Source organism: Mesorhizobium sp. WSM4846, from assembly GCF_055811415.1.
In genome coordinates this window covers 81,252-96,990 of the sequence record NZ_JBVVPZ010000016.1, presented here as the reverse complement: position 1 = coordinate 96,990, position 15,739 = coordinate 81,252, and the positions used below count along the sequence as shown (strand labels likewise).

Below are 15,739 nucleotides of genomic sequence, written 5' to 3'. Positions count from 1 at the left end.
TCACTCAGCCCTTGACCGCGCCGGCCGTCAGGCCCTGGACCAGATAGCGCTGGATGAACAGGAAGAAGAGGCAGGCCGGGATCAGCGCCAGCACGCCGGCCGCCATCATCTGCCCGAAATCGACCGAAAACTTCGACACGAAGGTGAGCAGACCGACCGGAAACGTGGCGGCGCTGTTGCCCGAAATCAGCATCAGCGCGAACAGCAGTTCGCTCCATGCGGCGGTGAATACAAAACCCAGCGTCGCCGCAATGCCGGGCAGCGTCAGCGGCAGGACGATCTGGCGAAACGCCATGAACTGCGTGGCGCCATCGATCTTGGCCGCCTCCTCCAACTCCTTGGGAATGCCGTCGAAAAACGACTGCATCAGGAACGTCGCGAAGGGGATGTTGAAGGCGGCGTAGACGACCACCAGCCCGGTCAGGCTGTTGGTCAGCCCGAGCGGCGAGAGCATCTTGAAGATCGGCGCGACCAGCATCACCAACGGAAACATCTGGGTGAGCAGCATCAGCGCGACCAGCCAGTATTTGCCGCGGAAGGTGAAGCGCGACAGCGCATAGCCGGAGAGAGACGCAAGCAGCGTCACGATCACGGCCGTCGCGCCGGCAACGATCATGCTGTTCCTGAAGAAGACCGGGAACGCGCTGTGGGCCAGCACGAAGCGGAAATGTTCAAAGCTCATCCGCGACGGCCACATCCGGACGCCCTCGGAATAGAGCAAGTCGTTCGGCGTGACCGATACTTTCAACAGCCAGAACAGCGGGAACAGTGCAAAGAGGACGTAGCAAAGGATCGCCAGGCGGTGCAGCGCGGTGCCGAAGGTCGAATAGCTGTTCATCTGGTCATCCCGATCAGGCCCGATCCATCAGGACTTGCCGCAGCATGACGATTAGCATCGAATAGGCGAGCAACAGGACGAGCAGAACCAGCGCAATGGCCGAGGCATAGCCAAAATCCAGGGCCCTGAAGGCTTGCGTGAAGATGTAGCTCGCGACGATCTGCGTGCGGTCGGCTGGCCCGCCGCTGGTCATGACGATGATCAGGTCGGCGAAGTTCGAGATCCAAACGGTGCGCAACAGCACGGTGATCGCAATGGTCGGCGCAAGGAACGGCAAGGTGATCGACGTGAACCGCCTGAATGCCCCGGCGCCGTCGATCGCCGCCGCCTCGTAGAGGTCGCGCGGAATGGCCTGGAGCGCGGCCAGCAGCGTGATGGCGAAGAAGGGAATGCCCCACCAGACGTTGGCGATGATCGGTCCCCACATGGCAAGCTGCGGATTGGAAAGGATGTTGGCTGGCTCATTCATGAGGCCGAGCGCATAAAGCCAATGCGGCAGCGGTCCGATGACGGGGTTGAACAGCCACGCCCAGTTGAGACCGGTGAGGAAAGTCGGCACCGCCCAGGGCAGGAACACCAGCGCCTGCGCTATGGCGCGGCCGGCGAACGGCCGGTCGAGCAACAGCGCCAGGATCAGGCCGAACACGAATTGCAGCAAGACGGACGCGCCGGTCCACCACAGCGTGTTGCGCAGCGCCCGATAGAAATTGTCGTCGTCATAAAGGGTGCGAAAATGATCGAGCCCGACATAGCCGCCAGAGAAGGGATTGAGCAAGTGCACGTCGCGGAAGGCGTAGGATAGGCCTAACACCAGCGGCGCCAGCATGATGGTGACGATCAGAATCAACGCCGGGGCGGTGTAAAGATATGGCTCGGCGTGGCGCGTGATCCGGTCGACCAGCGACCGGTGGCGCGATTCCGGGAACCCGGCGGTGGCGTCAAAAACCATCAGCTAACGCTTTCGCTCCAATTGGCCATCCGCCCAATCGACCATCCTTCCAACCGACCTTGGACGAGAGCCATCGGAGCCACCCGCGATGGGCGGCTCCGATGCCTGGCGTCCGCCGTTTATTTCTTGGCCAGGTATTTCTGCTGCGCCTTGGTCAGATAGTCGGCCCACTGGTTGGCCATTTCCTCTGGCGTGATATCGCCAAGCAGTGCCTGTTGACTGGTCTTGATGACCATCGAGTCCTTGAAGAAGGCGAACTCCTCGAGATAGGTCGGCATAACCGTTGGCACCGCATCCTTGTCCTCGAGTTCAGCGAACCAGCCCTTGAACTGCTCGCTTGCGTAGAAGGGGTCCTTTTCGGCCGACTTGTGGACCGGCAGCGCTCCGGTGCGTTTGTTCCATTCGACATTGCCCTCGGGCCCTTCGAGCGTTTCGATCAGCTTCCAGGAGAGGTCCTTGTTCTGGCTGGCCGCCATCATCGACCAACCGGCATAGCCGATGGTCGGGAACGTCTTGCCGCTCGGCCCCTTCGGCATGGTCGTGACGCCGTAGTCTTCCGGCTTCATCCGCTCGGCTATCGCGATCAGCGCGTCTGGATCCTGATCAAGCATTGCGCAGGTGCCGGTGTAGAATCCCGCGACGATTTCGTTAAAACCCCAGTTGACGCTGTCCTTCGGCGCCAATCCCTTCTTGTACAGATCGACGACCCAGGTCAGTCCCTTGACCCAGCCCTCGCTGTTCATGGTCGAGGTGCCGTCCTCATTGAAGAACTCGTTGGAGCCGGCCATGGTTGCGCCGAACATGATCCAGCCGTTGAGGCCACCCGGCCCGCCGCGCAGGCAGTAGCCATATTTGCCTGGAAGCTTGGATACTTTCTCCGATGCCGCCACGAACTCGTCCATTGTCTTGGGCGGCTCGGTGACACCAGCCTCCTTGAACAGCTTCTTGTTGTAGAACATCGCCCGCAGATAGAAGCCGTAGGGCAGCATGTAGGCGGTGTTGTTCACGTCGCGGCCGAGTTCGAGCGCGCGATCGGTGAGGCCCGAGGTGTGCTCCCATTTGGCAAGATAGGGTTCGAGGCTTTCGAGAAGGCCGTTGTTGGCATAGAGCGACAGCCAGGTGTCCGGCATCTCCATGACGTCGGGGATTTCGCCGGCAGACACCATGGTCGCGAATTTCTGGAACGCCTCGCCCCAAGGCAGCGAGATCACCTCGACCTTGGTGCCCGGGTTGGCCGCCTCGAACTTGGCGACGATCGACTTAAGGGTTTCGGTACGCTCGGGGCTGGTGATCACCTCCACGAGCTTCAGCGTCGTGTCGGCGAGTGCAGCACCCGACATCAGTACGGTGGCGAATGCGGCGATAAGAAGCTTCTTCATTTTCCGTTCCCTTCTTGTCTGGTTGCTTCAGGTCTTTTCTTCGGAAGCGGCGTCGATCGCCGTTTCCAGGTCACTCCACAGCGCCTCGGTTCCCTCGAGGCCGACATGGAGACGCACGGACCGCGGATGGACGCCGAACGCCATCGCGGAATTGGGTTGGGCCTTCTGCTGCAGCACGACCTCGCCGGGCACGATGAGGCTTTCGTGGCCGCCCCACGACACGCCCAGCTTGAACAGTTTGAGGCGGTCGGCAAAGGTGCGGATGTCGATGCCGTCGCGGAAGACAAATGAGAACAGGCCCGACGTGCCGGTGAGCCCCGCGGGAAGCAGGTTGGCCAACCCTGGATGGCAGACCCTCTCAACGATTGGATGATCCCGCAGGCGCCGTGCGATTTCGAGGCCGGAGGCCTGATGCGCGCGCATCCGGATCGGCAGTGTGCGCAAGCCGCGAATCAAGAGCCAGGCATCGAATGGCGACAGCTTGCCGCCGAGATATGGATAGGCTTCGCCGCGGATGCGGCCGATCAATTCCTTCGAGCCCGCGACCACGCCGGCCACCACGTCGCTGTGGCCGCCCAGGTACTTGGATGCGGAGTGGACCACAACGTCGACGCCGAGCGACAGCGGCCGCTGAAAGACCGGGCTGGCCCAGCTGTTATCGATGATGGTCGGGATGCCGCGGGACTTTGCCCGCGCAGCGAGCGCGCCGATGTCATGCGTTTCCATGACCCAGCTGGTGGGGCTTTCCATATAGAACAGCTTGGCGCCAGGCAGCGCGCTCGCGACAGCCGCCTCGTCGCGCCCGTCGACATAGGTCACCTCGATGCGCATGCGCGCGAGCAACGTCCCGAACAGCCGGAACGCGTCCGGGTAGATATGCCTGACCGCGACAATGCGGTCGCCCGGTTCGACGAAACTCAGCACGGCCGATGAGATGGCGGACATGCCGCTTGCAAAGCCGATCGCGTCCTCGGCGCCCTCCAGCTTTGCCAGCATTTCCTCGAACATGCGCACTGTCGGGTTCAGCCCGCGCGTGTAGGTCGGCCGCACTTTTTCGCCGCGGTATGTTTCGAGCATCTCGTCATAATTCGAGAAGGTGAAGAGCGAGGTCTGCACGATCGGCGGGACGACGGCATCGAAGGCGTTGCCCTCGTCATGGGCGGCGATCAGCGAGGCCTGGTCGAAAAAATCTGGGCCATTCATTTCGACATTTCCTCGATATCCTCTTCCACGATCTCCAGGATCTTCAGCGTTTTTCCGCGCGCCAGCTCCGCGTCCCCGGCGACGATGGCATCGAACAGCTCACGGTGATACGGGAACGATCGCCGCGCGAAATCCTGCCGGTCGAAAGGATGGTCCCAGAAGCGCTCGAACGCTTCGCGCATCTGCCCCAGGAGCTGCCGGAAAAGCGGGTTGTGCGTGGCATCATAGACCGCCAGGTGAAAGGCCAGGTCTTCCGGCCCCGACGTGCCGGTGGCGAGATGGACGCGCTCCATCTCGATGAGTTTTTCCTCGATCGTCCGCAGATCGTCGACTGTCCGCCGCCGCGCCGCAACCATGCTTGCCTCGGCCTCGATGCCGCGGCGCACCTCGAGGGTATGCAAGAGACCATCGCGCAGCTCAGCCGTATTGAGCGACAGCGGCAAATGGATCGTGCCGGCGGATATCGGCTTGAGCAGATAGGTGCCGCTGCCTTTGCGGGTCTCGGTGACGCCGAGTGCTTCGAAACGCCCCATCGCCTCGCGAATTGTCGAACGCCCCACGGAAAGCGCGGCCATCAATTCGCGTTCGGTCGGAAGCCGGTCACCGCTCTTCAGCGCAGCGCGCTCGACATAGTCTGCCAGCGCTTCCATGACTTGTTTGCCGCGGTCCAACGGCGGGAGCGTGGCGATTGCCACACGCGTGGCAGGTGCCCCGGGCAGTTCGCCGCGCATTCGCATGGGGTATCTACGCCCAAAATTGGTCTGACATCTTAGCAGTTTTGCGCGCCACCAGGCTTTCGTCAAGTGGCCTCGGCAGTGCAGAGGTTGCATTTCGGCTCACACTCATTGCGGAACCCTGGACGTTGCCGCGTCTTCTGCGACCTTGCAAAAATCAGCTGCAAAACTGTGATTTTAATCAGCGATTTTGCGACAGTCGGTTTCAGCCAAGGTTACCGTTCAGCCTCATTTTGGAGAGAGGCCATCGAGCAGGAAGCCGAGGCCATTCTTGAAAGCGCCGTCCCAATCATTGTCCAACAGCAGACGAGAGCGTTCGATTGTCGGATAACGTTCGCTGAGACGCGTAAGGCGCTGCTGCGCAGCGGCCCTGTCGTCGTCCGAGAGGTCGAAGCTCGCCCGGGTGATGGTGGCGCCCATCACATAGTTCCAGAGCGACCATATCGCAACGTTCACATCTGAGTCCGCAACGCCGGCCCTGGACAAGGTCTTGCTCAGCAGTTCCAAGCGACCGAGGATGTTCGGGCCGAGCGCTCGGCGCGGCAACAGCGATGCCGACCAAGGGTGGCGCAGCATGCTGGCGCGCCAGTCTTCGAGCACATGAACGACTTCTCCGCGCCAGTCTTGAGCTGTTTGCGGCGGTCCGCGATATTCAAGCACCGAGTCGAGCGCCAGATCAAAGACATCCTCTTTGTTGTCGACGTGCCAATATAGGCTCATCACGCCCGAGCCGAGGCGATCGGCCAGCCGACGCATCGTCAATCCGTCGACTCCTTGAGCGTCAAGCAGTTCCACCGCGGTCGCCACGATACGTTCCCGAGAGAGCGGCGGTTCACTGCGCGGCTCCTGCAGGGGCTGGAGCCGCTCATTTGTCCCTCGTTTGCTCCGGCCGCTGCGTTTGGCAGCCATCCGTCTTCCTCGCTGTTCAGAACGTCGATTTTGACCGGCAACGCGAACGAATGTCGATCTGAACGATTGACTCGTACGACGTACCATAAGATGACTCGTACGTCGCACGAGTCATCGTATGGGCGATACGGTTAAAGTTCAATAATGCCGGCCGGGAGGGTACGTTGCTCGCATAGCCAAGAGAAAATCATGTCACGCGCAATCAAGCATCTGCTTATCGAAGGGCTAATCATCATGACCATGGGAGTTCCCACTGCCACGACAGCCAATGAGAAGGATCTCAAGCTGACCATCGTCAATCCACAAAACCTCTACGACCCGTCGCCAAATGGCTACAGCACGGCGGTGATCACGCCGCGCGGAGCCCGGGTGGCCTACATCTCCGGACAGGGCGGGCAAGACGGCACGGGAGCCTTGTCGCCCGACTTCGCTGTCCAGGTTGAGCAGGCCTACACAAATTTGCGCACCGCCCTCGATGCGCTCGGTGCGAAGCCGGATCAGGTCGCCAAGCTAACGGTCTTCGTGGTCGATCACGATATGTCCAAGCTCGAGGTGTTGACCAAGAACGTCAAAAAAATGTTCGGTGAAGCGCTGCCGGCGCAGACCCTGATTCCCGTTCCCAAGCTTGCAATTGACCCCATGCTCTTCGAGGTGGAGGCCGTCGTCATTCTGGAACAGTGGTGCCGCTCGCCTTTCGCAATTGTCATGAGCTTCGCGGAATTACGTATTAAGGATCGCGGTAGGGACGCTCAGCAATGGGCGTTCCTACGGCGATCAGTAATTAGACGCCATCAACAGCAAAACCGGACAACCGGCATTTCCGAGATCATGCCATAATCGGACATTTTGCTGATTTGCCTCCCTGACTGCGCTACAACAAGGCACAGATGGTGCTTAACGGGGTCTGCATGATGCGGGCAATCCGATCCGCCTTGGCAATCGTCCTACTCTCCGTTTCCGCTTTCGGAGCCGATAATTCTCCTGGAGAGGATGCGATTAGGAGCCTCCTTGTCAAACCGAAGACCTGGACGATGTACTTGGAGTTCACGGACGCGGCGATGCCCAGCGACCGAGTCCAGAAGATGACCTGGGAGTACTTTCAGCGTGATCAAAAGGTAATGGGACGCCGGGTCGGCCTCGCATTTGGAGGCTGCGATCTTGAACTCTCGTTGCGAAGCGACGGGTTCAGTTTTCGTTGGTGCCCGCCCCTCGACGCCAGCGGGCCATCACTCGTTTACGATCCAAGTGATCCACAATACCCCTTCAAGGGTCACGGTCCGCAAAAGATCTGGCTCAAGGCAAACGAATGAAAGCGGATGGGCGCGATGGTGGCGCCCGCCACCCTTCCGCTCATGCCGGTACCGGGTTGTTGCCGGCGCCCAGGCCACTGGAATATCGGTGACAGTGCCCTTTGTCCATTTTGCAATCTAATTTGCACAGCCGTCATCGCGCGTAAGCCCGACCGCATCGCCGAGCAAATTGGCAAGGCCGTGAAAAGGGGAAAACGAGGCAGGCGACAAAGAAAAAATAGTGTGCGGATCGAGGAGCCGAATGTTGATGGCTTTGGATGGCGTACGTGCGTTGGTATTCGACGTGTTCGGCACTGTCGTCGATTGGCGCAGCGGCGTGGCGCGCGAAGTTGAGCCGTTCCTGAAGCGGCATGGAGCAGGATCCGCTATTCCTGCCGCTTTCACGGATGCGTGGCGCCGCCGTTACTCCCCAGCAATGGAGGAGGTGCGCAGCGGCCGGCGGCCCTTTACACGGCTCGACGTGCTGCATCGGGAGAATCTGGAAGCCGTTTTGCCAGAATTCGGGATCGACCCGGCCTTGGTGCCGGCGTCCGAGCTGGACGAACTGAACCTGGCATGGCACCGATTGGAGCCATGGCCGGACGTGGTGGCCGGCCTTGCACGGCTCAGGGCCCACTATATCATCGCGCCGCTCTCGAACGGCAACATCGCCCTCATGCTCAACATGGCGAAGCGCAGTCGCATCCCCTGGGATGCGATCCTCGGTGCCGAAGTCGTGCAAGCCTACAAGCCTGCGCCGGAAGCCTATCTTCGCACCGCTGACGTGCTGGCAATGAAGCCGGATGAGATCTGTCTTGTGGCCGCCCACAATGGCGACCTTGCAGCGGCTCGGGCATGCGGATTGCGAACAGCCTTTGTCCCGCGTCCGACCGAGCACGGGGTAGCTCAGGCCACGGATCTGCACCCTGATCAAACCTGGGACTTGGTGGCCAGCGACTTCATTGACTTGGCTGAACGACTTCAGTTTTAGCAACCCCAGGTTGCTGATCGCCCAGGCGGCAGGCTTTACTACGCCTTGCGTTCCCAGCGCCGGTCTGAGGTCTGCTGCCAGTAGGTGACTGCGTGGCCGGCTTCCTTCATCGTCTTCCAGTGCGTGCGCGCCGCCTCGACCTGGGCCGCATCGTGGCCGTCGAACAGGAACACGGCGCGCTCATAACCGGCAAGCTTTGGCGGCACCGCGCCGTCAACCAGGAAGCGTATCTGCGCCTCATTCGGATTGTCATGGCTGGTTGTCAAAAGGATCGGCTGCTCGGCCAGATAGGATTCGCGGTCCGTCGCATGCGCCAGGAAGGAATCGTCCCTGAAGGTCCAAAGATGCTGGTCCAGCGCGTCGCGCCGTTCTTCGGAGCCGGTCTGTACCACGGCGCGCCAACCGCGATCGACACTGCGCTCGAGCAGGCCGGGCAACGCATCCTCCAGAGTCGATTCGGTCAGGTGGTAGAACAGGACGTCGGCCATGATCGCGCCTTGAAAGGCTCACTCCTCGTAGTTGTCGCGAACCAGCCGGTCGAGCAGCCTGACGCCGAAGCCGGAGGCCCATGACTGGTTGATCTCGCTGGACGGCGCGCCCATCGCGGTGCCGGCGATGTCGAGATGCGCCCAGGGTGTATCCCTGACGAAGCGCTGCAGGAACTGCGCCGCGATGATGGCGCCGCCATAGCGGCCGCCGATGTTCTTCATGTCGGCATTTTTCGAATCGATCAGCTTGTCGTATTCGGTGCCGAGCGGCATCCGCCACACGCGTTCCTGCGTCGCCTGCCCGGCGCTCGTCAGCCTGTTCGCCAATTCGTCATTGTTGGAGAACAGCCCGGCATAGTGCTGGCCGAGCGCGACCATGGTGGCGCCGGTCAGTGTCGCCAGATTGACCATGAATTTCGGCTGGAAGCGATCGCTGCAGTACCACAGCGCATCGGCCAGGACGAGGCGGCCTTCGGCGTCGGTGTTGAGCACCTCAATGGTCTGGCCCGACATCGAAGTGACGATGTCGCCGGGGCGCTGCGCATGGCCGTCGACGGCATTTTCCACCAGCCCGATGATGCCGACGACATTGGCCTTGGCCTTGCGCGCGGCCAGCGCGTGCATCAGCCCGGTCACCGCGGCCGCGCCACCCATGTCGCCCTTCATGTCCTCCATGCCGGAGGCCGTCTTTATCGAATTGCCGCCGGTGTCGAAAGTGACGCCTTTGCCGACGAAAGCAATCGGGCTGTCCTTGGCCTTGCCGCCGTTCCATCGCATGACGGCCAGGCGCGCGCCACGCGGCGAGCCTTGTGCGACGCCGAGCAGCGCGCCCATGCCGAGCTTCTTCATCTCCTTCTCGACCAGGATCTCGACCGCGACGCCGAGCGCCTCCAGTTCGTTGACGCGGGCGGCGAATTCCACCGGCCCCAGTATATTGGCCGGTTCGTTGACCAGATCGCGCGCCAGGAGCACCCCGTCGATCACCGCCACCTCGTCGGCGAAGGCCTTTTTCGCCGCCGCCGGATCGGCGGTATGGATGGTCACCTTAACCGGCTTTTTGGGCTCGGCCTTGTTGCCATCGCGCTGGCCGTCGCCATTGTCCTTTTTCGTCTTGTACTTGTCGAAAGCATAGCTGCGCAGGAGAATGCCCGCGGCAAGCTGTGCCGCTCGCCTGCCGCCGACGTCAGCACCCGGCAGATCGAGCATGACCGCCACCTCCGTCGCCTTGCGCAAGGATGCAGCGATGGTGCCGCCAAGCTTGAGCCAGGCATAGTCGTCGAGCGCCGAGACCTTGCCGGCGCCGACCGCCACCAGCCGGTCGAGCGATGTGCCCTCCGGCGCCAGCACTTCGACCAGGCCGGCGAACTTGCCGGAAAAGTCGGCCACCGGAAACGCCCGCTCCAGGGTCTTTGCCGGATCGCAAGCCTTTGCCGCGTCGCCGAGACCGCCATCGTTGGCCGCCAGCATGAAAACGCTGCCTTTTTTGGGCACTGCGAACCTGGCAAAGGCGATCGAAGGTCTCGAAGTCATCATGTCCTGCTTTCGGGAAGGGCGTTGGGTTTTCGGGGGAGTGCCTTGACGAACCAGATATTTGGCTGTTTCCGACCGGAAGCACCACCCCCATTTTCAATCATCGCCCCTGCCTGGCGATCTGCTGCGTGATTGTGTTGGCGCCGATCACGACCGCACCGTTAAAAATCGATTCCTCGCCGGTTTGACTCCACAATTCTGTCACTTCTGCTTTCACGCCTGTACCTGTCGCAGCCACGGCGACCATGTCGGTGACCGGCGCGACATTTGGTCGTTTTCCGGCATTTGGCAAGACTTTGCCGGAATCCGATCCCATATGGCAGATGGAATCGATGGCGATTCGTCGCGGCACGGCCCCGCTTTACTGCCGGAACCTGTTGTTAACCATTGATGTTCGCCCTTTCTTATCCAATGCCGCCGACACTCCGGCCACCGGAAACAACGATGTGGGACGGGAACCAGATCGAACCGCCAACGGACCGGTTGTGCAGGCGTCGCCGGGCGACTACCTTGTCTGGAGGCATGATGCCGTTCGGCAAAATCGAGAAAAGCCTTCATGAAGGTCGTTGAACGCTACATCATGCGTCGTGCGTTGGCGGTCTTTCTCGCAGCGCTCATCTGGACGCTGGCGATCGTGTGGACGACGCAGGTGCTCGCCCGCATCGATCTCGTGACCGACAGCGGGCAGTCGGCGCTGACCTTCTTCGAGGTCGCTGCGCTGATCATTCCGTCGATCGTCCCGATCGTCGTGCCCTTCGCCCTGGTGGTCGCGGTCGCGCAGACACTGAGCGCGATGAATTCCGATTCTGAGCTTGCCGTCTTGAACGCCGCAGGCGCTTCGCGCTGGACCATCGTCAGGCCGATCATGCTCCTGGCGCTGGCGGCCAGTGTTTTTTCATTCGCCGTCGACAACGGCGTCGACCCCTATGCACGACAGAAAAACCGCGAGCTGGTGGCGTCGTCGCGCGCCGATCTTCTGTCGCTCATCATCCAGGAAGGCACCTTCCGCAAGATCGACGACGGCCTGTTCCTGCAGATCGGCGAGCGGCTTCCGGACAACCGCCTTGGCGGCATTTTTGTCGCCGATTCACGCGAAGAAGGCGTCAACCTCATCTACTACGCCAAGAGCGGCGCCATCATCGAAAGCGGCGACGAGCGGGTGCTGATGATGAACGACGGCGTCATCCATCGCAAAACGCTGGCCGGCGATCTTTCGGTCATCCGGTTCACCTCCTATGCCTTCGACCTGTCGGCCTTCATGTCGGCCTCATCGGAGGTATTGCTCTTGCCGAAGGACCGGACGACACAGTACCTGCTCAATCCCAGTCCGAACGACAAGATGTTCCAGAAAAGGCCGAACAAGTACCTGGCCGAGGTCCACCAGCGTTTCTCCGAATGGTCCTATTCACTCGTTTTCGCGCTGATCGCGCTTGCGGTCGCGGGAGACGCGCGCTCCCATCGTGAGGCGCGCATTCATCCGCTGATCACGTCTATCGCGATTGCTCTTTTCGTGCGCTGGCTCGGTTTCTTTGCCGCTGGGAAGGCCGACAACATTCCGCAATACGCCTATATGGTCTACGGCGTTCCTATTGTGGCGTCCGCAGTCGCGACATGGTTCATCGTCTCCAACCGGACCATGGAGTTGCCGGTCGCCTGGGCCGACTGGATGACGAATTTCGCTGGCCGCTTCGGTGACGGCTGGAGCGCCCTGAAGCTCCGCTTCGCCAGGCGCGGCGCTTCTGGCCAAGAGGCCGGCTGATGGGCTGGACACGCTAATGGGCTGGACTCTGGGCAGATACTTCTTCTTCCGCTACGTGACGATCACCATCTGGTTCTTCATCGGCCTCCTGGCGCTTGTCTTCCTGATCGACTTCACCGAGCTTTCCGGCCGCACGACCGGGTTGCCGGGTTTTACCTACGGCACGGCGTTTGCCATTTCAGGGTTGCGAATGCCGATGATCATGCTGCAGACGGTGCCGTTCGTCGGCCTGTTCTCGGCGATGGCGACGCTGGTCTCGCTCAATCGCAGGTATGAACTGGTCGTCGCGCGTTCCGCCGGCGTATCCGCATGGCAATTCCTGCTGCCGTGCTGCATCGGGGCGCTGCTGTTCGGGGTGTTGTCGGTCGGCGTCATCAATCCGATCGCCGCGCATGCGTTTTCCTGGTCCGAGAAAATGGAAACCCAGCTCCGCTCCGGCAAGTCGAACACCGTGTCAGCTGACGCCGAGCCCTGGATCCGGCAGAAAACCAGTTCCGGCGATACCATCATCGGCGCGCGCGCCATCCTCAATCAGGGCCTGGAGATGGCCGACGCCGCCTTCTTCGTCCTCAACCCGCAAGGCGACATCGTCGAACGCAAGGACGCAGCGCACGCCTATTTGCGAGATGGCTACTGGGAACTGCAGGACGTCAAGGTGTTCCGGGACGGCAACATCCAATCGGTGGCAACCGACCGCATACCGACCGATCTCAAGCCCGAGTTCGTGCAAGAGCGGCTGGCGCGCCCGGAAACCATCCCTTTCTACGATCTGCCCGGCAAGATCGAGGTTGCCCGCTCCTTCGGCCTCAAGGCAAATGCCTTTGCCATGCAGTTTGATTCATTGGTAGCGTTGCCGTTCCTTCTCGTCGCCATGACTTTGATCGCCGCAACGGTGTCGATGCGATTTGCGAGGATGGGACAATCCGCGACGATGATTCTGGGTGGCATCCTGGCCGGGTTTCTGCTTTATGTCGTGACAGTGCTGGTCAAGGCATTCGGCGTGGCGGGATTCGTACCCACAGTCGTCGCTGCATGGGTTCCGGTTGTCGTGGCTATGTTCTTCGGGGTGACTTTCTTGCTGTACAAGGAAGACGGCTAGTGAGGGGGGCGGTTTTGCGCATCCATAGGCAGGCCGATTCGGCGCGCCTCTATGGGGCGAGCGCCTTGGCGTGCCTGCTCGCTTGCGTCGTTCCGAGTATCCAGGCTTTTGCCCAGGATATCAGCGGCATGGCAGCCGACGTTCCCACCGGTTCGCAAATGCTGCTGGCGGCAGATACGCTGGTCTATGACAATGACAACCAGACCGTAACGGCCGTCGGCGGCGTGCAGATCGATTATGGCGGCAACCGCCTCGTCGCCCAGCGGGTGGAATACAATCGCAACACCAAGCGGCTCGTCGCCAGCGGCAATGTCGAGGTCATCAACAGCGACGGCACCAAGATCTATTCGCAGCATGTCGACATCACCGACGATTTCGCCGACGGCTTCGTCAACGCGCTGCGTGTCGAAACCGTCGACAAGGCCTATTTCGCCGCCGAAAGCGCGGAACGCATGGGCGGCGTGCTGACGACGTTCCACAACGGCGTCTACACGGCCTGCGAGCCGTGCGAGGACCAGCCGGACAAAGCGCCGACCTGGCGCATCAAGGCCAGAAAGATCATCTGGAACGGCGAAAAAAAGACGGTTCGCTTCGAGAATTCGAATTTCGAGTTTCTCGGCTTTCCGCTCGCCTATCTGCCGGCCTTCGAAATTGCCGACCCGACCGTCAAGCGCAAGAGCGGCTTCCTGATCCCCGGCATCGCTTACAAGAGCGACCTCGGCCTCGGCGTCAAAGTCCCCTATTATTTCGCGCTCTCACCAACCTACGACCTCACCGTCACCGGCAGCGGCTATACCAAGCAGGGCTTTCTCGGCGAAGCCGAGTGGCGCCAGCGCTTCAACAACGGCCAGTACAGTCTGAAGATCGCCGGCATCCGGCAAGAGGATCCCGACGAGTTCATCGACGACGACGGGCGCAATGTCGATTCGGGTGCGGCCGGCGACCCGAACGAGTTCCGCGGCATGATGGGCACCAAGGGCCAGTTCGCTATCAATCCGCGCTGGGACTTCGGCTGGGATGTCCTGCTGCAGACCGACAAGAATTTCTCGCGCACCTACGCCATCGAAGACTTCGGCGACAGCGTGCATCGCTCCTCGATCTACCTGACCGGCCTCAACGGCCGCAACTATTTCGACGTGCGCGCCATGCGCTTTGTGGTCCAGGAAGAGGCACTCCCTGACGATCCGACCGCGCGCGCCGGCAAACAGCCCTGGGTGCTGCCCTCGCTCGACTACGCCTACATCCCCGACGTGGCGGTGGGCGGCGGGCAGCTGTCGCTCAATGTCAACGCGCAGGCCATCAGCCGCGACAGGCTGGATAGGGCCCTTGCCGATCCGAACAACGCTGCGTCCGTCACCAGTGTACGCGGCATCGAGGGCCAATCGGGCCGTCTCACTGCCGAAGCGGAATGGAAGCGCACCTTCACCACCGATGGCGGGCTGCTGCTGACGCCGCTGCTGGCGCTGCGCGGCGATGCCGGCTATGTCAACGCCTCTTCGGGATCGCTCAATGCCATCAATCAGATGGCGTCCAACCTCGGCGTCGACGACGATACGCGATCGTCGCTCGCCCGCTTCATGGCAACCGCCGGGCTGGAAATGCGCTGGCCGGTGCTGTTCTCGTCGACCAGTTCCAGTCACATCTTCGAGCCGATGGCGCAGGTGTTCGTGCGTCCGAACGAGCAATATGTCGGCGGCCTCGCCGTTCCCAACGAGGACGCGCAGAGCTTCGTCTTTGATGCCACGACATTGTTCGAGCGCGACAAGTTCTCCGGTTACGACCGCTTGGAAGGCGGCACGCGCGCCAATGTCGGGCTGCGCTATTCCGGCGCCTATGACAATGGCTGGAGCACCAACGCGCTGTTCGGCCAATCCTACCAGCTTGACGGGCAGAACTCCTTCGCCGCGCCGGACATGGTCAACGTCGGCGAAGATTCGGGCCTGGAGACCGCGAGTTCCGATTATGTCGGTCTTGTCGGCTTCAACAGCCCGGGCGGGCTTTCCGGCTCGGTCAGCGGCCGCTTCGACGAGCAGAGCTTCGAGATTCGCCGCACCGAGGTGAAGGCAGCCTATTCCGGCCTGCCGATTTCGTTCAGCGCCAAATACGCCTTCATCCAGGCTCAGCCGCTCTATGGTTTTACGACCGACCGTCACGAGGTCACGCTCGGCGCCTCGGCGCAACTTGCCGAGAACTGGCGTGTCTTCGGTACCGGCACCTACGATCTCGAGCAAAGCGTCCTGGTCAAGGACGGGGTCGGCTTTGCCTATAGTGATGATTGCTTCACCTACTTGATGACGTTCTCGGAATCCCGCGACCTGAGCACCAAGGAAGTGTCGCAGAATATCGGTTTCAACCTGTCGTTTCGCACGCTCGGCGATTTCGGCTCGACGCAAAGCCCCCTCAACACTGTCCAGTAGCAGACCACTGGCCAATAACGGACGGGCGGAACTGGCGGCCGGCCAACGCATAGGCCGAAAAATCCAAAGTGTTTGAGCGTACTTCGTGCGTCAAAGTGGACGCACATCGCAGCTAACGACATCGTTTCGCCGCATAGGGCAGGCACGGGTTCCA

14 protein-coding genes and 1 pseudogene are annotated in these 15,739 nt (G+C 61.3%); 6 read left to right on the top strand and 9 right to left on the bottom strand.

Annotation, left to right across the window (positions count from 1 at the left end; translation table 11 throughout):
• Positions 1 to 4 precede the first annotated feature (4 nt).
• The 6 genes from AC0L15_RS15870 to AC0L15_RS15845 all read right to left on the bottom strand — a co-directional run bounded on the left by AC0L15_RS15870 (position 5) and on the right by AC0L15_RS15845 (position 6,012).
• Positions 5 to 838: a carbohydrate ABC transporter permease gene (locus AC0L15_RS15870; protein ID WP_287244064.1), complete on the bottom strand. Its 834-nt coding sequence runs from the start codon at positions 836 to 838 to the stop codon at positions 5 to 7.
• Between the two features lie 13 nt (positions 839 to 851).
• On the bottom strand, positions 852 to 1,787 hold the full coding sequence (locus AC0L15_RS15865) for a carbohydrate ABC transporter permease (RefSeq protein WP_353682843.1): 936 nt from the start codon (positions 1,785 to 1,787) through the stop codon (positions 852 to 854).
• A gap of 119 nt (positions 1,788 to 1,906) precedes the next feature.
• Entirely contained in the window at positions 1,907 to 3,166 is a 1,260-nt protein-coding gene (locus AC0L15_RS15860) for an ABC transporter substrate-binding protein (protein ID WP_023800684.1), read from the bottom strand.
• A gap of 27 nt (positions 3,167 to 3,193) precedes the next feature.
• Complete coding sequence (locus AC0L15_RS15855; RefSeq protein WP_128247634.1) at positions 3,194 to 4,369, bottom strand: PLP-dependent transferase; 1,176 nt, start codon at positions 4,367 to 4,369, stop codon at positions 3,194 to 3,196.
• Positions 4,366 to 5,100, bottom strand: a complete 735-nt coding sequence (locus tag AC0L15_RS15850; RefSeq protein ID WP_091590567.1) for a FadR/GntR family transcriptional regulator — start codon at positions 5,098 to 5,100, stop codon at positions 4,366 to 4,368. The genes AC0L15_RS15855 and AC0L15_RS15850 overlap by 4 nt, the downstream gene beginning before the upstream one ends.
• A gap of 231 nt (positions 5,101 to 5,331) precedes the next feature.
• A complete protein-coding gene (locus tag AC0L15_RS15845; RefSeq protein WP_473496561.1) occupies positions 5,332 to 6,012 on the bottom strand; it encodes a TetR/AcrR family transcriptional regulator in 681 nt (226 codons plus the stop codon).
• A gap of 189 nt (positions 6,013 to 6,201) precedes the next feature.
• On the opposite strand from AC0L15_RS15845, the pseudogene AC0L15_RS15840 reads away from it, so the two are divergent.
• A pseudogene (locus AC0L15_RS15840) lies at positions 6,202 to 6,687 on the top strand (RidA family protein); the annotation flags it as partial.
• Between the two features lie 876 nt (positions 6,688 to 7,563).
• Entirely contained in the window at positions 7,564 to 8,292 is a 729-nt protein-coding gene (locus AC0L15_RS15835; protein WP_473496560.1) for a haloacid dehalogenase type II, read from the top strand.
• Between the two features lie 38 nt (positions 8,293 to 8,330).
• On the opposite strand, the gene AC0L15_RS15830 is transcribed toward AC0L15_RS15835, so the two are convergent.
• The 3 genes from AC0L15_RS15830 to AC0L15_RS15820 form a co-directional block, all read right to left on the bottom strand.
• Positions 8,331 to 8,780 (bottom strand): DNA polymerase III subunit chi, encoded by a 450-nt coding sequence (locus AC0L15_RS15830; protein WP_287073988.1) that lies wholly within the window; start codon positions 8,778 to 8,780, stop codon positions 8,331 to 8,333.
• 18 nt (positions 8,781 to 8,798) lie between these two features.
• Positions 8,799 to 10,310, bottom strand: a complete 1,512-nt coding sequence (locus AC0L15_RS15825; RefSeq protein WP_287282305.1) for a leucyl aminopeptidase — start codon at positions 10,308 to 10,310, stop codon at positions 8,799 to 8,801.
• Positions 10,311 to 10,410: 100 nt separating this feature from the next.
• Positions 10,411 to 10,557: a hypothetical protein gene (locus AC0L15_RS15820; protein ID WP_473496559.1), complete on the bottom strand. Its 147-nt coding sequence runs from the start codon at positions 10,555 to 10,557 to the stop codon at positions 10,411 to 10,413.
• Between AC0L15_RS15820 and AC0L15_RS15815 the strand changes: the two genes are divergently transcribed.
• From AC0L15_RS15815 to AC0L15_RS15800, 4 genes are all read left to right on the top strand, one after another.
• Positions 10,556 to 10,870 (top strand): hypothetical protein, encoded by a 315-nt coding sequence (locus tag AC0L15_RS15815; protein WP_287073990.1) that lies wholly within the window; start codon positions 10,556 to 10,558, stop codon positions 10,868 to 10,870. The genes AC0L15_RS15820 and AC0L15_RS15815 overlap by 2 nt on opposite strands.
• The gene (gene lptF, locus AC0L15_RS15810) at positions 10,867 to 12,069 is read left to right on the top strand and encodes an LPS export ABC transporter permease LptF (protein ID WP_027152662.1); all 1,203 of its coding nucleotides are present in this window, start codon (positions 10,867 to 10,869) and stop codon (positions 12,067 to 12,069) included. The genes AC0L15_RS15815 and lptF overlap by 4 nt, the downstream gene beginning before the upstream one ends.
• Before the next feature lie 16 nt (positions 12,070 to 12,085).
• A complete protein-coding gene (gene lptG / locus AC0L15_RS15805; RefSeq protein ID WP_287244081.1) occupies positions 12,086 to 13,168 on the top strand; it encodes an LPS export ABC transporter permease LptG in 1,083 nt (360 codons plus the stop codon).
• 128 nt (positions 13,169 to 13,296) lie between these two features.
• Entirely contained in the window at positions 13,297 to 15,585 is a 2,289-nt protein-coding gene (locus AC0L15_RS15800; RefSeq protein WP_473496558.1) for an LPS-assembly protein LptD, read from the top strand.
• Positions 15,586 to 15,739 lie beyond the last annotated feature (154 nt).